Genomic DNA, 18,849 nt, shown 5'->3' on the forward strand with positions numbered 1-18,849 from the left:
TCGGGGAAAAACAAGGCGAGGCGGCGTGGAAAGGCGGTCTTGGCGGAAAAGCCAGGGAGCTTCTCCACCCCCAGAGCCCCACTGCATGGAATGCGTGCCTGAGAGACAATCGAGGAGGACTTCCGGGCGCCGCTTGAGATGATTACAAAAATGCCGTAGGGCAGCACAATCTTTCTCTTTATTACCTATTGACCGAATTGGTTTTTGGTGGTATACTGCCGGAAACACACCGCCGCGGCGTTCCGCTATCTTCCGAACACAGAAAGGATGCTTCCCATGGCTCACAACTTCTCCTATCGCTTCGAAACCCTCCAGCTCCACGCCGGACAGGAGAACCCCGACCCGGCCACCGGCGCCCGGGCGGTCCCCATCTATCAGACCGCCGCCTACGTCTTCCCGGACGCCGCCCACGCCGCCGCCCGCTTTGCCCTGGAGGAGCCGGGCAACATCTACGGCCGCCTCACCAATCCCACCCAGGAGGTGCTGGAGCGGCGGATGGCCGCCCTGGAGGGGGGAAGCGCCGCCCTGGCGGTGGCCTCCGGCGCCGCCGCCATCACCTATACCATCCAGGCTCTGGCCCAGGCGGGGGACCACATCGTGGCCCAGAAGACCATCTACGGCGGCACCTATAACCTGCTGGCCAACACCCTGCCCCCCTTCGGGATCACTGCCTCCTTTGTGGACGCCCACAACCTGGCGGAGGTGGAAGGGGCCATCCGGCCCAACACCAAGGCGGTCTACCTGGAGACCCTGGGCAACCCCAACAGCGACCTCCCCGACCTGGACGCCATCGCCGCCATCGCCCACCGCCGCGGCGTCCCCCTGGTGGTGGACAACACCTTCGGCACCCCCTACTTCATCCGGCCCATCGAACACGGGGCCGACGTGGTGGTTCACTCCGCCACCAAATTTTTAGGGGGCCACGGCACCACCCTGGGTGGAATCATTGTGGACGGGGGAATCTTTGACTGGAAGGCCTCCGGCCGCTTTTCCCCCATCGGTTCCCCCAACCCCAGCTACCACGGGGTCTGCTTCGCGGACGCCGCCGGTCCCGCCGCCCTGACCGCCTACATCCGGGCCATCCTGCTGCGGGACACCGGGGCGGCCATCTCCCCCTTCAACGCCTTTCTCCTCCTCCAGGGGATCGAGACCCTGTCCCTCCGCCTGGACCGCCACGCCGGGAACACCCGGAAGGTGGTGGAGTATCTCTCCCACCACCCCAAGGTGGAGCGAGTCAACCACCCCTCCCTCCCGGACCACCCGGACCACGGCCTGTACCGGCGGTACTTCCCCCGGGGCGGCGGCTCCATCTTCACTGTGGACCTGAAGGGGGGACAGGAGGGGGCCTTCCGCTTCATTGACCACCTGAAGCTGTTCTCCCTGCTGGCCAACGTGGCCGACTCCAAGAGCCTGGTCATCCACCCGGCCACCACCACCCACGCCCAGCTGCCCCCGGAGGAGCAGGCGGAGCAGGGGATTCTCCCCGGCACCGTCCGGCTGTCCATCGGCACCGAGCACGGGGACGACCTGCTGGCCGACCTGGCGCAGGCCCTGGAATCCGTGTAAATACATGCGGCGCCGCACTGCGGCGCAAAAGTCCTCGCTTCGCTTGCCGGAAGCCTTGCACAGCAAGGCTTCCGGGGCATTTGATCCCATCCGAGGCGGGCGGCTGCCCCCTCGAGCTCCCCCGCCCTGTCTCAGGCGGGTTTTATTCCGCGCAGGTTTTCCGACAAATTGCGGCGCGGCCCATCCGGGCCGCGCCGATCTTGTTTTATGCACGAAAAACCGTTTTTCCGTTGAGCACCGTCTCCACGACCTTCACCTTTGGGAAGTCCGCCGGGTCCATGTGGAACAGGTCCCCGTCCAGCACCACCAGGTCGGCCAGCCTGCCCACCTCCAGGGTGCCCCGGACCTCCTCGTCCCGGCAGGCCCAGGCGGCGTCCGAGGTGAACAGCCGCAGCCCCTCCTCCACGGTAAGGGCCTGCTCAGGCAGATAGGTCTTGGTCCCCGCCCGGTTCTGCCGGGTCACCGCCGCGCGCAGGTTGTCCAGGATGTCAAAGGGCTCCACGGGGCAGTCGGAGCCGCCGCTGGCGTGCAGCCCCAGCTCCAGCATGGACTTCCAGTTGTAGCACTCCCGGGCGTGGGCCTCGCCCACCCGCTGGGCAATGACCTCCATGTCCGCCTCAATGAAGATGGGCTGGATGTAGGCTTGAAGGTTTAATTTCTGCATCCGCTCCAGCAGGGCGGGGGAGGTGGTCTGGGCGTGGACCACCCCGTGGCGGGCCTGGGGCCAGGGGTCCTCCCGCTGGACCCGCTCCACCGCGTCGCACACCTTTTGCAGGGCCAGGTCCCCGATGGCGTGGACGGCCACGTCCATCCGCTGCCGGTGTGCCGCCCGGATCAGCTGATACAGCTCCTCTTCCGTGTGGATGGGGATACCGTGGTTGTCCGGCTCGTCCACATAGCCGGCAATCATCTCCGCCGATTTGGCCCCCAGGGAGCCGTCCTGGAGCAGTTTTCTGGGCCCGGTGCGGAACAGGCTGGTCCGGTCCTCCGGGGAGCTGCGCAGGACCTGGAAGGCCTCAAAGTCCTCCGGCTCCACCAGGCACTGCTCGTACACCCGGACGGTGAGCTCCCCGTCCCGCTCCAGCGCCCGGAACAGCTCCACCAGGTGGGCGGGGCTGGTCCCGGAGAGCACCTGCAGGTCGTCGGAGTGGACGCAGGTAATCCCGGCGGCGTTCAGGTCGGCCGCCCCTCTCCGGATCATGTCCCGGATCTCCTGGTCGCTCTCCGGGGGGATGATCTCCATGTAGAGGCGCATGGCCTCCTCCCGGAGGAGGCCGTGCGCCACGTCCACCTTCTCCCACACCGCCGGGGGCACCTGGTCCCGGATCTCCGTCAGCCGCTCCACCATGGCGGTGTTGCAGGCGGCGATGTGGGCGCACACCCGCAGCAGGCAGATGGGGATTTCGGTGGAGATGCGGTCCAGATCCCGCCGCTCGGGCATGCGGCCCTCCGCCAGGTGCTCCTGGTTCCAGCCCATGCCCAGCAGGCAGGGGGGATGGTTTTGGGCGATCCGCTCCCGGCCCATGCGGACGATGGACTCGATGGAGTCCACCCCGAACAGGGCCAGATTTTTCTGAAACAGCACATAGTGGAGCAGGTGCATGTGGGTGTCCGAGAAGCCGGGGAGCACCTGCCTCCCCTCCAGGTCAATGATCTCATCCCAGTTCTGGGTCAGGGCCTCCTGGTCGGTCCCCAGAAATACAATCGTCTCGTTCTCCACCCCAACGGCCTCACAGCGGCGCGTGGGGCGGGCCATAGAGTCCACCTTGCCGTGGCACCAAAGTCTGCGCATGTCGCTCTCCTCCTGCATCTTGGTAGTTCCCATTATACAGGATTCTTGAAAAAAGGCCAGAGAAATTCAAAAACGCGGACCGCATAAAAACGGTCCGCGTTTTGTCTGGCCGTCAATTTTCGGAGTACCGGGACAGGAACTGACGGGTGCGCTCCTGCTGGGGGTTCTCGATCACCTGCCGGGCGTCGCCCTGCTCCACGATGACCCCGCCGTCCATGAAGATTACCTGGTCGGCCACGTCCCGGGCGAAGGCCATCTCGTGGGTGACGATGATCATGGTGGTCTTCTGCTCCGCCAGACCCCGGATGACCTTCAGCACCTCGCCGGTGAGCTCCGGGTCCAGGGCGGAGGTGGGCTCGTCAAAGCAGAGGATATCCGGATGGAGGGCCAGAGCCCGGGCGATGGCCACCCGCTGCTGCTGCCCGCCGGAGAGCTGGTGGGGGTAGTGCCCCGCCCGGTCGGCCAGCCCCATTTTGGCCAATAATTCCCGGCCCTCCGCCTCGATCTCCGCCAGAATTTCTTTCTTCCGGCTCTTATAGTCGGGCTGCTCCTGGGCCAGCAGTTCCTTGGCCAGGGTGACGTTTTTCAGGGCGGTGTACTGGGGGAACAGGTTGAAGGACTGGAACACCAGGCCGAAGTGGAGGCGCTTCTTTCGCACCTCACTCTCCTTCTGGGTGGCCGGGTCCTCTGCATCGAAGATAACCTCACCATTTACCGCGATGCGGCCCTGGTTTGGAGTCTCCAAAAAGTTCAGGCACCGGAGCAGGGTGGTCTTGCCGCTGCCGGAGGAGCCGATAATCGCCAGGGCCTGGCCCTGCTCCAAATCAAAGCTAATGTCCTCCAGAACCCGGGTATCACCAAAGTGTTTTTCAATGTTATGTACTTCCAAAATCGGCATATCCGTGTCCCCCTTATACCCGGAAATAGTCCAGCTTCTTTTCCAGCCGTCCCAGCACCATGGTCACAATGGCGCTGAACGCCAGATAGTACACAGCTGTAAACATCAGCGGCCACCATAGGCCGGAGATGCCCTGATTGCCTTTCATAAAGGATTCAGCTGCCCAAATAACCTCCTGCAAGGCAATGGCCCGTGCCAGGGAGGTGTCCTTCACCAGCGTAATAATCTCATTAGACATGGGGGGGACGATCCGCTTGATCATCTGAAGCAGGGTGACCTTGAAGAATATTTGCCTTTTTGTCATTCCCAGGACCAAACCTGCCTCGTTTTGCCCCGCAGGCACGCCTTGGATACCGCCCCGGTAGATTTCAGAGAAATAGAAGGCATAATTCACAACGAAGGCCGCACACACAGCTGTCATCCGCCCGATCTCGCCCCGGGGCCAGGGGCTCCCGCCTTCCAGAACCAAGCCGGGAACATAGTATATGGCAATGATCTGAAGAATCAAAGGCGTGCCCCGGACAATCCAGACCAGCACTCTGGTAACCATACTAATAGGCCGAAATGAAATAAGTGCAAGGGCCACTTTGCCAGGCTCCCGCCCATGACGGAACAACACCCAACGGGTGGGGCGCGCCAGCGGTGCCCAGCGATTCATGGAACCGAAGGCAATGACCAACCCTAAAGGCAATGCCCCAATCAGAGTAACAAAAAACAGCTCCAAAGTAACTACAAAACCTTGGTTCAGCGCCGCCAGTACAGTCTGGGTCACCGATGATTGAAAAAACTCGACCATTGGGAGTCGTCCTCTCTGTCTTTAATAGTGGGACCAATACCGCTCAAAAGCAGAGAGCGAATACGCTCTCTGCTTTCTGAGGGTTCAGTTGCATCAGTAGCTTACTCCAGGATAACGGCATCCTGAAGGCCGTAGGTGGTGGCCACCTCCAGCACAGTGCCGTCGGCTACAGCCTGGGTCCAGAAATTGTTAAACGCGTCCACCAAATCAGAGCCCTTGCGGAAACCCACACCATAGTTTTCGGATTCCAGACCCTGCGCCTCGTTAAGGTTCATGCTGTAAACCAGGTCGGCGTAACTGGTGCCCTCGCCAGTCATCTCGGCAGCCATAAGTACATCAATAACAGCGGCATCAGAGTTGCCAGACTGTACCTCCATGAGGGTGTTGGCCTGGGACTGAACCGGAACAGTGGTAGCACCCAGGGCCTCTGCAGCATCCTCGCCGGCAGAGCCGGACTCTACGGCCACATACAGCCCCTCCAGAGAAGTCAAATTCTCAAACTCAGCAGCTCTGTCCGCAGGATAGACCAACACTTGATAGTTGGTGCAGTAGGGATTGGAGACACTCATCGCAGCAGTGACCTCATCGTTGATGGTCATGCCATTCCAAACGCAGTCAATGGTCTTGGATTCCAACTCCTGAACCTTATAGTCCCAGGTGATCTCCTGGAATTCCACATTTACGCCCAAGCTCTCAGCAAAGGCCTTGGCCATATCAGCATCAAAACCAATCCACTCATCGCTTCCTTCTTCCTTATAGTCCATTGGCGCAAAGTTGGTAATACCAACGTACAGGGTTCCCTGCTCCTGAACATAAGCCAGGTCGCTCTCGGTGTTGGCGGAACTGCTGGAAGTGCTGCTGTTCGCCTGGCTGGAGCTGCCGGAGGCGTCTGCGGGAGCAGAGGAAGAAGAACCGCCGCTGTTGCCGCAGGCGGCGAGGGAGAGTGCCATTGTCAAAGCAAGTGCAAGAGACAGAGTCTTTTTCATCGTTCAAACCTCCAAATCATGTGGTAAGGTCGGGGAATACCCCCTTCTTGCTTTCACATTTTAGCACGCTAATGTAATATTGTAAAGAATTATTTCCGGCCCCCAAAAGTCTTTTCTGTTTCCACCAAAAATTTCGTGTGGTTTTTGTGAGAATTAGACGTTTTCATTCATCCGCTTCAAAGCAGAACAAACACTGCTATCCTAGCAGAAAAAGCCGGGCATGTCCATCCCGGACAGAGGAAACCTGTCATGAGAGTTGATCGTCCAGCTCCAAATGACAGCTCTCCCCCTCTTGGGGATGGCATACCCGGCTGCGCTCACCTAGTCATAGGCGGGCTTATGCCCAGCTTGAAGCGCTTACTTCAGGCCGTTCTCGTAGGACTCGATCATCTTCTTGACCATCTGGCCGCCCACAGAGCCGGCCTGCTTGCTGGTCAGATCGCCGTTGTAGCCCTGCTTCAGGGTGACGCCCACCTCATTGGCGGCCTCCATCTTGAACTTGTTCATGGCCTCGCGTGCACTGGGGACAACCAGCTTGTTGCTGCTGTTACCGTTGCTAGACATAATTTTTGTCTCTCCTTTTCTTTTTGTCTTGGTGTTGGATATTGCCTTGGATGGAACATCCGCGTCTATCTTGTCCCCCGCAAACGCTTCTATGCGCCATCCGGATTTCCTGTTTTCGTCATTTTTCCATGCATTAGGGAGCAGCGGCCGTACCACGGCGCGGAATTGGCAGGTTTCAGGTCCTGTCTTTCCGATTTGCTTCACAGCGCGCCTAGTCCCTGTATAAAACATGTCGGCCTGCCTAAGCAGCGAGGTCTGTTCCGCCACCCTGCGTTGATATTCCCCGCAGTCCGCCAAGGCTTGCCGCGTCGAATCACCTTGTCCGGCAAAAAATTCCTCGCAGTTCGACACATCTCCAATTTTCAAACAGGACGCAGAAGTTCCGATCATAGACAAATGTTAAGGAGAAGCACTGAGCGTGCCTGACTGGCATAAACAAAAAGGCCGACACCCGCATAAACCGTGAGCGCCGTCCTGCTCTCACCCTATCATACGCTTCGTCTGTGGCGTAAGTTCGGCAGAGCCATCTTTCCTTACGCTGAGACCTTATCATTCCAAGGGTTTGTGGCATTGATCAATACATGCCGCCCATATCGGGGTTGGCGGAAGCGGCGGGAGCGGGGGGCCGCGTCGTCGCGGATTTCATATCCCTCTCATCGATCCGGCGGGCAAAGCTCACTCACGGCTTCGCCCACAAGCCCCAGCCTGCAAAAAGCCCCACGGCACAGGGCCGTGGGGCTTTGAAAGCGTATTGCTTAGTACATGCCGCCCATATCGGGGTTGGCGGGAGCGGCGGGAGCGGGGGGCTGGGGCTTGTCGGCGACCAGGGCCTCGGTGGTCAGCAGGGTGCTGGCGATGGAGGCGGCGTTCTCCAGAGCGGAACGGGTCACCTTGGTGGGGTCCACGATGCCGGAGGGGATCATGTCGCAGTAGACCTCGTTGTAGGCGTCGAAGCCGTAGCCGGTCTTGCCGGACTCCTTGATCTTCTCCAGAACCACGGAGCCGTCGATGCCGGCGTTGGCGGCGATCTGCTTTACGGGAGCGGTGAGCGCCCGGGCGATGATCTGCATGCCGGTCTTCTCGTCGCCCTCGGCCTCGGCCATCAGCTTCTCCACGGCGGGGATGGCGTTCAGGTAGGCGGTGCCGCCGCCGGCCACAATGCCCTCTTCCACAGCGGCGCGGGTGGCGTTCAAAGCGTCCTCGATGCGCAGCTTCTTCTCCTTCATCTCCACCTCGGTGGCAGCGCCAACCTTGATGACAGCCACGCCGCCGGCCAGCTTGGCCAGGCGCTCCTGGAGCTTCTCACGGTCGTAGTCGGAAGTGGTGACCTCGATCTGGCTCTTGATCTGAGCCACACGGGCCTTGATGTCCTCGGAGCTGCCGGCGCCGTTGACGATGGTGGTGTTCTCCTTGGTGACCTTCACCTGACGGGCCTGGCCCAGCTGAGCCAGAGTGGCCTCCTTCAGCTCCAGGCCCACGTCGGCGGAGATGACCTGGCCGCCGGTGAGGATGGCGATATCCTGAAGCATCTCCTTGCGGCGGTCGCCGAAGCCGGGGGCCTTGACGCACACCACGTTCAGGGTGCCGCGCAGACGGTTGACGATCAGGGTGGACAGGGCGTCGCCCTCCACGTCCTCGGCAATGATCAGCAGCTTCTTGCCGGCCTGAACCACCTGCTCCAGCAGAGGCAGCAGCTCCTGGATGTTGGAGATCTTCTTATCGGTGATGAGGATGAGGGCGTCGTCCAGGTTGGCCTCCATCTTCTCGGTGTCGGTGACCATATAGGGGGTGATGTAGCCCCGGTCGAACTGCATGCCCTCGACCACCTCGGAGTAGGTCTCGGCGGTCTTGGACTCCTCGATGGTGATGACGCCGTCGTGGCCCACCTTCTCCATGGCCTCGGAGATCAGCTGGCCGATGGTCTCGTCGCCGGAGGAGACAGCGCCTACCCGGGCGATGTCGGCGGAACCGTTCACCTTCTGGCTGTTGGCCTTCATGGCCTCAATGGCGGCGGCGGTGGCCTTGGCGATGCCCTTCTTCATGATCATGGGGTTGGCGCCGGCGGCCAGGTTCTTCAGGCCCTCCTTCACAATGGCCTGAGCCAGCAGGGTGGCGGAAGTGGTGCCGTCGCCGGCCACGTCGTTGGTCTTGGTGGAGACCTCCTTCACCAGCTGGGCGCCCATGTTCTCAAAGGGGTCCTCCAGCTCGATCTCCTTGGCGATGGTCACGCCGTCGTTGGTGATGAGGGGAGCGCCGAACTTCTTGTCCAGCACCACGTTGCGGCCCTTGGGACCCAGAGTGATCTTCACGGTGTCGGCCAGCTGGTCCACGCCCTTCTCCAGAGCCTTGCGGGCCTCCTCGCCGTAGCAAATGATTTTAGCCATAACGCATTACCTCCAAATTGAGAGAAATTCAAATACGATCAGGAATGTTCAGATAGGAATGATGAGATAGGAGATAGGAGTTTTGGTGTCCGGCAAAGCCGGACGAGATTCAAATTGGTGCGCCTTTGGCGCACACCACAACTCCTATCTTCTCACTTCTATCTCCTATCTGCTATTGTCGAGTTTACTCGACAATGGCGAGAATATCGTTCTGACGGACGATAGTCACCTCTTCGCCGTCCTTCCCACGAAACAAGGTTTCGTGGGGGCCCCTTGGAATTTGACCTGCGGCCGTCGGAAGTGAATTCCGCCGGCCTCCGGCGCTTACCGCGCCGCCCCATCTGCGATGGGGCCCCAAGGTGGACGGCTTACAGATTCATCTCCGCGGCCTTACTCGACAATGGCCAGAATGTCGTTCTGACGGACGATGGTGACTTCTTCGCCGTCCACCTTGACCTGGGTGCCGGCGTACTTGCTGGTGATGACCTTGTCGCCCACCTTCACGGTCATGGTGACCTCCTTGCCGTCCACCATGCCGCCGGGGCCGACGGCCAGGACCTCGGCCACTTCGGGCTTCTCCTTGGCGGCGCCGGTGAGGATAATGCCGCCCTTGGTGGTCTCCTCGGCCTCTACCAGCTTGACAACAACGCGGTCTGCGAGGGGTTTGAGTTTCATAACAGGTTCCTCCTTATATGATGATTGGAATAAACAAAGTTCATTAGCTTTAGCACTCTTTCGTTCTAAGTGCTAACCACAGTTCTCATAATACCCTTGTCAAAGAAAAAAATCAACCCCCAATTTCAAAAAATTTGAGATCAGCGGGGGAGAATTTACTCTTTGTTCACAAACAAACGTGGCCAGTGCTAATTCCGACGTTTTTCCGGCTGGTAGGACAGGCCGGCCGGGTAGAAAAAGTTCACCCGCTTTTCGGACAGGCGGACGGTAAAGCGGGTGTCCTCCATGACCTCCCCGTCCACCACCACGGTGATGGGCGCTTGGGCGGAGAAGGACACCTCCCGGCCGTGATACGAGTCGATCCACTGGGGGTATTTCCAATAAAGTCCCTTGGCATACTTCCCAACCAGGCGCAGAAAGGTGGGCAGGCCCACATCCCCCGCCCGCAGCGCGTCCAGAATCCCGTCATCCGGCATGGCGTCCCCCACCGGCATGAATCCGCCCCCGTAGTGCCGGCCATTGCAGATGCACAGCACGGCGGTGGGGGCCTCCTCCCAGCGCCGCGCTCCCATCTCCACCGTCATGGGGCGGGTGATCCCCCGGAGGAACACCTGCTCCGCCAGAGAGAGCAGGTAGGCCCACCGGCCGGAGACGCCCCTCAGCCGCTTGTACCGGTGCACACCGGCGGCGATGCGGGCGTCCACCCCGGCGCACACCACGTCCAGCCCCAGCTTCCCGTTGCAGTCCATCAGGTCAAAGGCCGTCTGAGGACCGGCGGCCAGGGCCTCCAGATCGGAGAAGCGCTCCCGGTACCGGGGGCCGAACAGCTTGAGGAAGTCGTTGCCCGTCCCCTTGGGCACGTTGGTCACCGCCAGGAAATCGTGGCCCGCCGCCCCGTTCACCACCTCGTTGAGGGTGCCGTCCCCGCCGCAGGCGTAGAGCCGGGCGGCTACACCCGCCGCGGCGGCCCGCTCCGCGATTTTTCTGGCCTCCCCCGCCTCCCGGGTATAGAAGACCTCGTGGGGAACGCTCAGCCGGGAGAGCTGTTCCTCCAGCCGCCGGGTGGTCTCCCGCTTCCCGGCGGCGGGGTTGATGATAAAAATATGGCGGATGACAGACGCCCCCTTTCCCCGCGTCCGGCCGCCTGCGGCGGCTAGGCGCGCATCGTTACAAATACATAAACAGATCGCACTTGAGCATGCCGTTATAGAGTTTGCGCTTTTTGTCCGCTTTCTTGCCAAAGGTGCGCTCAAACTCGGTGTGGGAGGAGAGCAGGTACAGCTTCCAGCCCTCGGGGAATTTACTCCAGGCCCTGCCGAAGGCCCGGTAGAGCTCCTCGGCCTCCCTCCGCTCCATGATCCGCTCGCCGTAGGGGGGATTGGTGACCACCCGGCCGTACAGCCCGCCCCAGTGGAAGGTGCGGGCGTCGTCCACGTCGAAGCGGACCACGTCGTCCACCTCGGCCAGGGCGGCGTTGTGCCGGGCCAGCTCCACCGCCGCCGGGTCCAGGTCCCCGCCCCAGATCTCATAGTCCCCATGGAACTCCTTATCCATGGCCTCGTCCGCCGCCTGGAGCCACAGCTTCTTGTCCACGAAGGCCCACTTCTGGGCGGAGAAGGTTCGGTTCAGGCCGGGGGCCCGGTTTTTGGCGATGAGGGCGGCCTCGATGGGGATGGTCCCCGACCCGCAGAAGGGGTCGCAGAGGGGGTCCCGCCCCCGGTACCGGGACAGGATCACCATGGCCGCCGCCAGGGTCTCCCGCAGGGGGGCGGCCACCCCCTGGGCCCGGTAGCCCCGCTTGTGGAGCCCCGCCCCGGAGGTGTCCAGCATCAGGACGGCCTCGTCCCCCATGATGGAGAACTGCACCTGATAGAGGGCCCCGGTCTCCGGCAGGGTGTTCAGGCCGTACTTGGCCCCCAGCCGGGCGGCGATGGCCTTCTTGACAATGGACTGGCAGGCGGGCACCGAGTGGAGGGCGGAGTTGAGGCTGTGGCCCTTCACCGGGAACTGGCCCTCCCGGGGAATGAAGCGCTCCCAGGGCAGGGCCCGGGTGCCCTCAAACAGGGCGTCGAAGTCGGCGGCCGGGAAGGAGCCCAGCACCAGCAGCACCCGCTCCCCGGTGCGCAGGTTCAAATTCAGACGGGCGAGGTCCAGGGCGGCGCCCTGGCAGAACACCCGCCCGTTCTCCGCCCGGACCTGGTCCAGGCCCAGGCGGCGCAGTTCATCGGCGGTCAGGCCCTCCACCCCGAACAGGGTGGGGACGGAAAAAGTCAGCTCTTGAGACATGGGGGAAACCTCCTGAAACGCCGGACGAGGGCGTCCTGCCGGCGTATGTTTCTGATTCCCCCTCAGTATACTGGAAAACAGGCCCGTTCGCAATTCCCCCGGGAAACTTTGTCCGGGCTCGAAAACGAAAGCGCGGCCCCGCGCGGATGCGAGCGGATGAGCCGGGGGCCCCGCGGAGGTGCAAAACGGCCAAAATCTTAAAAAAACCTTACAAAACCGCTGTGGAAAAAACACGAATCTTGTGGTATTATAATGGTGCAGCCAGCAAAATAGGACGTGTGGCCGAGACTGGAGCTCCGAAGCGGACCTGGACGGCTGGAGGCAGAGCAAAACAAGTTCCTTCCAATGCAAAATTTTGAAGAAAGGAGCCGCATATGCAACCTATATTTTGGCTGGCCGCCCTGATCCTGTTCGGCGTCGGGGAAGCTGTGACGGTGGGCCTCACCTCCATCTGGTTTGCCCTGGGCTCTCTGGGCGCCCTGATCGTCAGCAGCCTGGGCTTTGGATTCTGGCCGCAGTTCATCACCTTTGTGGTCCTGTCCGCCATCTCCATGGCCCTCCTCCGGCCCATCGCCCAGAAGCTGCTCAAGCCCAACTACTCCGCCACCAACGCGGACCGGGTGCTGGGGACCACCGGACTGGTCACCGAGGAGATCAACAACATCGCCGGCAAGGGCCTGGTCAATCTCTCCGGGCAGGTTTGGAGCGCCCGCAGCAGCCAGGCCGACGGCGTGATCCCTGCCGGTCAAGAGGTCCGGGTCCTGAAAATCCAAGGCGTCAAAGTCATTGTCGAACCTGTGTGAGGCAAAGACTGAATTTCCAAATGTATCACAATCCACAGCATTTTTAAATCATTATTTAAAGTAAGGAGCGGAGATCATGTTAGACAATATTGTTGCCTTTATCGTCCCCGTCGTTGTGATTGTCCTTGTGCTGGCCGTGCTGGCCGCCAACATCCGCGTGGTCCAGCAGTCCCGGGCCTTCGTCATTGAACGGCTGGGCGCGTTCCAGACCGTGTGGGGCGTGGGCCTCCACTTCAAGATCCCCTTCATTGAGCGGGTGGCCAAGAACGTGTCCCTGAAGGAGCAGGTGGTGGATTTCCCGCCCCAGCCCGTCATTACCAAGGATAACGTGACCATGCAGATCGACACCGTCATCTACTTCCAGATCACCGACCCCCGCCTGTATACCTACGGCGTGGAGAACCCCATGGGGGCCATTGAGAACCTCACCGCCACCACCCTGCGGAACATCATCGGCGACCTGGAGCTGGACCAGTCCCTCACCAGCCGTGACCACATCAACACCCAGATGCGGGCCATCCTGGATGAGGCCACCGACAGCTGGGGCATCAAGGTCAACCGGGTGGAGCTGAAGAACATCATGCCTCCCCGGGACATTCAGGAGTCCATGGAGAAGCAGATGCGGGCCGAGCGGGAGCGCCGCGAGGCTATCCTCCAGGCCGAGGGCCAGAAGCAGTCCCAGATCCTGGTGGCCGAGGGCGAGAAGCAGTCCGCCATCCTGCGGGCCGACGCCGAGAAGCAGGCCGCCATTCTCCAGGCCGAGGGCGCCAAGCAGGCCAAAATCCTGGAGGCCGAGGCTCAGGCTGAGGCCATCATGAAGGTGCAGCAGGCCACCGCCGACGCCATCAAGCTCATCAACGAGGCCAACCCCGGCGACGGCGTCCTGAAAATCAAGGCTCTGGAGGCCTTTACCGCCGCCGCCAACGGCAAGGCCACCAAGATCATTGTCCCCAGCGAGATTCAGGGGCTGGCCGGTCTGGCCGCCGCGGCCAAGACGGTGTTTGACACCGAGGACCCCAAGGCCACCATCACCAAGACCGTCCCCAAGCAGTAACTTCCTGACAGAAGCAAGGGCCGCCCCAGCAGAGGCGGCCCTTTTTCAAACCCTGATAGGAGTGAACCACATGAAGAAATGGTGCTTTCTGCTGGCCGCGCTCCTTCTGCTTCCCCTGAGCGCCTGCGGCGGCAGTGAGGATGAGTCCTGCCTCCGGGGCCGGGTGGCGGAGGTCCAGCGGGGGGCGGACGGTCTCCCCTCTGCTCTGATTCTGGACATCGGGGATGGGGAGCAGGAGGGTGTGCTTTGGGACGAGGCAACCCAGTGGGCGCTCCCTCCGGCGGCAGCGGAACTTTCCCCAGCTGAGGTCTGGGAAGACCCCCTGGGCATGGAGGTGACCGTCTACCTCAGTCCGGAGGCGGGGCCGGGTTCCCTTACTGCCCGGAACGGCACGGAGTTTTCCGACGCCGGCACGGCGGATTTTTTGACGGTGGATGAGATCCGTCTTCCGGAGTTCCTCACCCTCTCCGACGGAACGGAGGCGGAAATCTGGGTGGACTTCTGGGGGGACCGGTCCTACCGCCTGTCCGGCGGGACGGAACTACTCCGGGAGCGCCCCCAGGATATGGATTTTCCCACTTACTATGTGGAGGGGGACACCCCGCTCACGGCGCTTCCCTCCGCCCTGCTGGAGGGGGTCGCCGCCTATTACCAGGAGCGGGGCTCCTTATACGACATCCAGGAGGTGGTGGAGCGGGCCTATCAGGCCTTCCGGCAGTCGGAGGACCCGGAACAGTTTTCCAACTTTCTGGTGGAACAGCGGGTGGGGTGGGCCGCCACCGCCCCCGGGGTGTACTACTTTCGCACCACCGTGATCCTTCCGGTCCGGGAGCAGGAGATCACGGAGCACCAGTTTACCGACGCCTTTGACAAGGAGACCGGGGAGCACATTCCCAACCAGGACCTGTTCTCGGTGGGACAGGCGGAGGCCATCGCAGCCATCGTGGCCGGGACTCAGGCCGTCGGGCAGAAGGCCCAGGCTATGGAGGAATATTTTCAGTGGTCCTATCTGTCCTTTGAACCGGATGAGCTGGTGGTGTGTTATCCGGCGGGAGCTCTGCCCGGACAGGAGCCCACCAGTATCTGGGGGGTGGACTACATCGGGCTGGAGGACGTGCTGTACCCCTGGGCCGTGCCTCAGATGCGGGAGCAATGACCAGACACACAACAAACCCGCCCCCTGGGACCGCCTGTCGGAATACCTACAAGGGTCCAGGAATTTTTAAGGAAATCTTTATTTGACTTTCCATGGTCCACTGCTACAATGAAAATATCTTTCCGGAACGATTCCGGAGACCCGGAGAAAGGAAGATGCACGTGAAAAAGAAACTTATCAGCCTGCTGCTGGCCCTGGGTATGCTGGGCGGCACCCAGACCGCCCTGGCGGCGGAGCCCGCCGCTCAGGAGGCGGCCCCCCTGCCCGCCTGGTCCTACGGCATGCTGGCCGACGGCTACTCCCTGGGGCTGTTTGGAGACGAGATCTACACCCAGCACAGCCAGACCGTGACCACAGAACAGCTGGATACCATGACTAAGGTGGTGGCCGGCAAGCTGGCCCTGCTGGAGGTGGAGACCCGCCCTGCCGCTGAGGAGGGCCTGGTCATCGACACCACCCGGGGCGGCGTGGTCAACGCCCTGTACCAGGAGGCGGCCGCCTACGCCTTCCCCGGCATCGAGGCGGGGGCGGAGGAGTTTATGACCTCGGTGGGCGCCCTGGCCGGCGACGGCTCCAGCCTGCGCCTGGAGGAGCCCTGCACCCTGCTGGAGGCCGCCGCCATGGCCGACAGCCTGATTCTCAACCTGTACGACCAGCAGAACGCCGGTTCCCTGGGCCTGCTGTGGAAGGCGGACAACGGGGAGGGCAACACCCTGTACCTGCTGGGAAGCATCCACACCGACGTGAACAACACCTACCCCTTCCACAAGCAGCTGCGGGACATCATCCTGAACGCGGACCAGGTGACCTTTGAGCTGGACTTCAACGACCAGGCCCAGATCGCCGAGTTTGCCGCCATGCAGGTGTACTCCGACGGCACCACTCTGGCCGACCACGTCTCCCCGGAGCTGTACCAGGCCACGGTGAAGGTGGCCGCCCAGCTGGGAATGGACGAGCAGGCCATCGCCCAGTACAAGGCCTGGGCTCTGGCCACCTCCTTCCAGTCCCTGGCCACGGTGGACGAGACCACCAGCTCCAACGCCATGGCGGTGGACCTGTACGTCAACGCCAAGGCGGCCAACGCCGGCATCCCCATCGACGCGGTGGAGACCTACGCCTTCCAGGGCGGCATCTTCGATAACCTGTCCCCCGCGTACCAGGAGACCTATTTAGCCAGCGGCCTGCTGATGGCCGTGGACGTGAACACCGTGGACCAGGAGACCCGGGACGCCCTGGTGGCCGTGCTGGGGGAGGAGGCCCTGGAGCCCGCCACCCAGGAGGCCATCCAGGCCCAGGTCGACCAGATCAGCGCCATGATGGAGACCTGGAAGAACCGGGACGTGGCCGGCTTTGAGAAGATCTATAACAAAGAGGCCATCCTGGAGAGCGACGACGAGCTCAACAGCAAGCTCTTCACCGACCGGGACCCGGGCATGATCCGGTACGCCGCCGACTACCTGAGCCAGGAGGGCTCTCACACCGGACTGATGGTGGTGGGCGCCGGGCACATGGTGGGCGGCACCGGCATCGTCCAGGGCCTCATCGACCAGGGCTATACCGTGGAGGTTGTCCCCAACCCCTGAACTTTCTCAATACATCCCAATCCCGGCCATCTGGCCGGGATTTTTTAACTGCTGGTTAACGTCCGGTCCGGCTTTCTTTCCCAACGCTCCGTTGTGCATTGGCGCAAACTCTGTTAGGATAGGGGCAGAGAGAAGGAGGGAGCGCCATGAAGCTCAACGAGGTGATCCGCACCCGGCGGCAGGCCCTGGGCCTGACCCAGGAGCAGCTGGCCCAGAAGCTGGGGGTGTCCGCCCCGGCGGTAAACGAGTGGGAGCGGAATCTGAACTACCCGGACGTCACCCTGCTGCCCGCCCTGGCCCGGACCCTGGGGGTGGACCTGAACACCCTGCTGTCCTTTCAGGAGGACCTGACCGACCAGGAGATCGGGCTGTTTTTGAACCAGCTGTACGAGGCCAGTCAGGAGGCGGGCTGCGGGGCCGCCTTCCAGATGGCCCGGGACAAGCTGCGGGAGTACCCTAACAGCGACAAGCTGGCCTACAACGTAGCGGGCATGCTGGCGGGCGTCCTGGCCCTCCAGCCGGAGGCCGGCGGCCCGGAGCGGCAGGCGCAGGAGGCGGAGGTCACCGCCCTCTATGAGCGGTGCGTCCGCAGCGCCGACCCCCAGGTGCGGGAGTGGTCCACTTACGCCCTGGCCTCCCGCTGTGTGAAGACCGGGGAGCTGGACCGGGCGGAGGAGCTGCTGGGTCAGCTGTCCGACGCCCACCGGGAGAAACGAGAGCTCAAGGCCCGCCTGCGCTGGGCCCAGGGGCGGCGGGAGGAGGCCTGGGTATTCCTGGAGCAGGAGCTGTTCGACCGGGCCCACAGCATTCAGACCACTTTGCTGTCCATGATCGACTGGGCCCTGGAGGAGGGGGACCGGGAGCGGGCCCACATTCTGGCCGGCGCCGCCGTCCGCTCCGGGGAGGTCTTTGATCTGTCCGACTACGCGGTGCTCTCCACCCCCTTCCAGATGGCGGCGGCGGAACAGGACGGGCCCAGAGCTCTGGAGCTGCTGGACCGGCTGCTCCACAGCCTGACGGTGCCCTGGGACCTGGCCGCCTCCCCCCTCTACCCCCACCTGCCCACCAAGGATGCGGTGGGGGAGGATCAGCGCGCCCTGATCCCGCCCATCCTGGACAGCATGGAGCGGGACCCGGAGTGCGTCTTTCTCCGGGAGACGCCGGGGTACGCGGAGCTGATTCAGCGGTACCGAAACGAGGTCACCTGACGTTCAGACAAAAAGCCGTGGGAGACGCCTTTCCTTGCGTTCCCACGGCTTTTATTGATTCGGGTTTGTTCAGCGGGCGGCGGTTTTCTTCTCCGCCTGGGTATGGCAGTACCACAGGAGCAGACCCACACCCAGACCCCCCGCCAGATTGCCCAGGGTGACCGGGATCAGGTTGGCGGCCGCTCCCGCCAGGGTGAGGGAGGACAGATCCACCCCCGCCTCCACAGCCAGAGCCGCGTACTCCGGCACGGTTGCGGCCATCAGAGCGGCTCCGATGTAGTAGAGGTTGGCGATGCAGTGCTCAAAGCCGCACAGCACAAAGAAGCACACCGGCAGATAGGCCCCCAGCAGCCGTCCGGCGGTGTCCTTGGCGGAGTTGGCGGCCAGCACCCCCAGACACACCAGGAAGTTGCATAGAATCCCCAGGCCGAAGGCGTTTCCAAAGGACATGGCGCACTTGGCGGCCCCCACCCGGATGGTGTACACCGCCAGAGCCCCGGCGGAGTAGTCCAGCTGGCCGCAGAAAACGCACAGCGCCGCCACCAGTCCGGCCCCCAGGATGTTACCCAGGTAGGACAGCGCCCAATTTCGCAGCAGCTGTCCCACTGTCCCGCTCCCGTCCAGCAGGGTGATGGGCAGCATGCAGTTGCCGGTGAACAGCTCCGACCCGGTGACCACCACCAGCCCCAGGCCGAAGGGGAACAGCAGGGCGCAGACCGTCCGGAGAGTCCAGGTGTCCGCAATGCCGTAGGCGGCGGTGTTGGTGGCGGCGCCGGCCACCGCGATGATGGCTCCCGCCAGAATGCCCAGCAGCAGGAGGCTGGCTGTCGGGCGGTTCAGCTTTCCCCGGCCCGCCGCGCTGTAAGCGGCGATCATTTCCCCCGGGGTGAGATAGAGACGCTCCATATTTGTTTCCCTGTTTGAGGCAGGGTACACTCCTTTCCCATCGGATTTTGTGTAAAAGGGAAGGCGGGGAACTGGTTCCCCGCCTCAGCTTGTCGAAAAACCTCTGTTCAGACGAATCCGCCCGAGTGTTGGCGGGGGAGCTCGAGGGGGCGGCAGCCCGCCTCGAGTGGGATCGAATGCCCTGAATGCCTT

Annotated in this window: 16 protein-coding genes; 6 read left to right on the forward strand and 10 right to left on the reverse strand. The window is 62.4% G+C overall.

Annotated features, from left to right (window positions below; translation table 11 throughout):
• Positions 1-276: 276 nt before the first annotated feature.
• Entirely contained in the window at positions 277-1,566 is a 1,290-nt protein-coding gene (locus tag B5F19_RS08520) for an O-acetylhomoserine aminocarboxypropyltransferase/cysteine synthase family protein (RefSeq protein WP_242972746.1), read from the forward strand.
• Between the two features lie 205 nt (positions 1,567-1,771).
• Here the strand turns inward: B5F19_RS08520 and B5F19_RS08525 are convergent, their stop codons facing one another.
• The 9 genes from B5F19_RS08525 to B5F19_RS08565 form a co-directional block, all read right to left on the reverse strand.
• On the reverse strand, positions 1,772-3,358 hold the full coding sequence (locus tag B5F19_RS08525; protein WP_087289681.1) for an amidohydrolase: 1,587 nt from the start codon (positions 3,356-3,358) through the stop codon (positions 1,772-1,774).
• Positions 3,359-3,470: 112 nt separating this feature from the next.
• Positions 3,471-4,256, reverse strand: a complete 786-nt coding sequence (locus B5F19_RS08530) for an amino acid ABC transporter ATP-binding protein (protein ID WP_087289682.1) — start codon at positions 4,254-4,256, stop codon at positions 3,471-3,473.
• Positions 4,257-4,269: 13 nt separating this feature from the next.
• Positions 4,270-5,052: an amino acid ABC transporter permease gene (locus tag B5F19_RS08535; RefSeq protein ID WP_087289683.1), complete on the reverse strand. Its 783-nt coding sequence runs from the start codon at positions 5,050-5,052 to the stop codon at positions 4,270-4,272.
• Positions 5,053-5,153: 101 nt separating this feature from the next.
• Complete coding sequence (locus tag B5F19_RS08540; RefSeq protein WP_087289684.1) at positions 5,154-6,038, reverse strand: transporter substrate-binding domain-containing protein; 885 nt, start codon at positions 6,036-6,038, stop codon at positions 5,154-5,156.
• A gap of 357 nt (positions 6,039-6,395) precedes the next feature.
• The gene (locus B5F19_RS08545) at positions 6,396-6,602 is read right to left on the reverse strand and encodes an alpha/beta-type small acid-soluble spore protein (protein WP_087289685.1); all 207 of its coding nucleotides are present in this window, start codon (positions 6,600-6,602) and stop codon (positions 6,396-6,398) included.
• Between the two features lie 755 nt (positions 6,603-7,357).
• Positions 7,358-8,986, reverse strand: coding sequence for a chaperonin GroEL (gene groL / locus B5F19_RS08550; RefSeq protein ID WP_087289686.1), 1,629 nt, complete (start codon positions 8,984-8,986; stop codon positions 7,358-7,360).
• 390 nt (positions 8,987-9,376) lie between these two features.
• Entirely contained in the window at positions 9,377-9,661 is a 285-nt protein-coding gene (locus B5F19_RS08555) for a co-chaperone GroES (RefSeq protein WP_087289687.1), read from the reverse strand.
• 188 nt (positions 9,662-9,849) lie between these two features.
• On the reverse strand, positions 9,850-10,902 hold the full coding sequence (locus B5F19_RS08560) for a diacylglycerol kinase family protein (RefSeq protein WP_242972747.1): 1,053 nt from the start codon (positions 10,900-10,902) through the stop codon (positions 9,850-9,852).
• The gene (locus B5F19_RS08565) at positions 10,829-11,947 is read right to left on the reverse strand and encodes a class I SAM-dependent RNA methyltransferase (RefSeq protein ID WP_087289688.1); all 1,119 of its coding nucleotides are present in this window, start codon (positions 11,945-11,947) and stop codon (positions 10,829-10,831) included. Before B5F19_RS08565 ends, B5F19_RS08560 begins: the two co-directional genes overlap by 74 nt.
• A gap of 374 nt (positions 11,948-12,321) precedes the next feature.
• Between B5F19_RS08565 and B5F19_RS08570 the strand changes: the two genes are divergently transcribed.
• The 5 genes from B5F19_RS08570 (at position 12,322) to B5F19_RS08590 (ending at position 17,751) form a co-directional block, all read left to right on the forward strand.
• Complete coding sequence (locus B5F19_RS08570; RefSeq protein ID WP_087289689.1) at positions 12,322-12,750, forward strand: NfeD family protein; 429 nt, start codon at positions 12,322-12,324, stop codon at positions 12,748-12,750.
• A 76-nt stretch (positions 12,751-12,826) separates the two neighbouring features.
• The gene (locus B5F19_RS08575) at positions 12,827-13,804 is read left to right on the forward strand and encodes an SPFH domain-containing protein (protein WP_087289690.1); all 978 of its coding nucleotides are present in this window, start codon (positions 12,827-12,829) and stop codon (positions 13,802-13,804) included.
• Positions 13,805-13,874: 70 nt separating this feature from the next.
• Positions 13,875-14,960, forward strand: coding sequence for a hypothetical protein (locus B5F19_RS08580; protein ID WP_087289691.1), 1,086 nt, complete (start codon positions 13,875-13,877; stop codon positions 14,958-14,960).
• 161 nt (positions 14,961-15,121) lie between these two features.
• On the forward strand, positions 15,122-16,543 hold the full coding sequence (locus B5F19_RS08585; protein WP_242972748.1) for a TraB/GumN family protein: 1,422 nt from the start codon (positions 15,122-15,124) through the stop codon (positions 16,541-16,543).
• 146 nt (positions 16,544-16,689) lie between these two features.
• A complete protein-coding gene (locus B5F19_RS08590) occupies positions 16,690-17,751 on the forward strand; it encodes a helix-turn-helix transcriptional regulator (RefSeq protein ID WP_087289692.1) in 1,062 nt (353 codons plus the stop codon).
• Positions 17,752-17,820: 69 nt separating this feature from the next.
• Here the strand turns inward: B5F19_RS08590 and B5F19_RS08595 are convergent, their stop codons facing one another.
• On the reverse strand, positions 17,821-18,657 hold the full coding sequence (locus tag B5F19_RS08595; protein ID WP_087289693.1) for a formate/nitrite transporter family protein: 837 nt from the start codon (positions 18,655-18,657) through the stop codon (positions 17,821-17,823).
• Positions 18,658-18,849 lie beyond the last annotated feature (192 nt).

Source organism: Pseudoflavonifractor sp. An184 (assembly GCF_002160305.1).
GTDB classification, from domain to species: domain Bacteria; phylum Bacillota; class Clostridia; order Oscillospirales; family Oscillospiraceae; genus Lawsonibacter; species Lawsonibacter pullicola.

Bases quoted from the DNA above. Each gene is read 5' to 3' on its own strand.
- B5F19_RS08520 (WP_242972746.1), top strand. From the start codon at position 277: ATGGCTCACAACTTCTCCTATCGCTTCGAAACCCTCCAGCTCCACGCC.
- B5F19_RS08525 (WP_087289681.1), bottom strand. From the start codon at position 3,358: ATGCGCAGACTTTGGTGCCACGGCAAGGTGGACTCTATGGCCCGCCCC.
- B5F19_RS08530 (WP_087289682.1), bottom strand. From the start codon at position 4,256: ATGCCGATTTTGGAAGTACATAACATTGAAAAACACTTTGGTGATACC.
- B5F19_RS08535 (WP_087289683.1), bottom strand. From the start codon at position 5,052: ATGGTCGAGTTTTTTCAATCATCGGTGACCCAGACTGTACTGGCGGCG.
- B5F19_RS08540 (WP_087289684.1), bottom strand. From the start codon at position 6,038: ATGAAAAAGACTCTGTCTCTTGCACTTGCTTTGACAATGGCACTCTCC.
- B5F19_RS08545 (WP_087289685.1), bottom strand. From the start codon at position 6,602: ATGTCTAGCAACGGTAACAGCAGCAACAAGCTGGTTGTCCCCAGTGCA.
- groL (WP_087289686.1), bottom strand. From the start codon at position 8,986: ATGGCTAAAATCATTTGCTACGGCGAGGAGGCCCGCAAGGCTCTGGAG.
- B5F19_RS08555 (WP_087289687.1), bottom strand. From the start codon at position 9,661: ATGAAACTCAAACCCCTCGCAGACCGCGTTGTTGTCAAGCTGGTAGAG.
- B5F19_RS08565 (WP_087289688.1), bottom strand. From the start codon at position 11,947: ATGTCTCAAGAGCTGACTTTTTCCGTCCCCACCCTGTTCGGGGTGGAG.
- B5F19_RS08570 (WP_087289689.1), top strand. From the start codon at position 12,322: ATGCAACCTATATTTTGGCTGGCCGCCCTGATCCTGTTCGGCGTCGGG.
- B5F19_RS08575 (WP_087289690.1), top strand. From the start codon at position 12,827: ATGTTAGACAATATTGTTGCCTTTATCGTCCCCGTCGTTGTGATTGTC.
- B5F19_RS08580 (WP_087289691.1), top strand. From the start codon at position 13,875: ATGAAGAAATGGTGCTTTCTGCTGGCCGCGCTCCTTCTGCTTCCCCTG.
- B5F19_RS08590 (WP_087289692.1), top strand. From the start codon at position 16,690: ATGAAGCTCAACGAGGTGATCCGCACCCGGCGGCAGGCCCTGGGCCTG.
- B5F19_RS08595 (WP_087289693.1), bottom strand. From the start codon at position 18,657: ATGGAGCGTCTCTATCTCACCCCGGGGGAAATGATCGCCGCTTACAGC.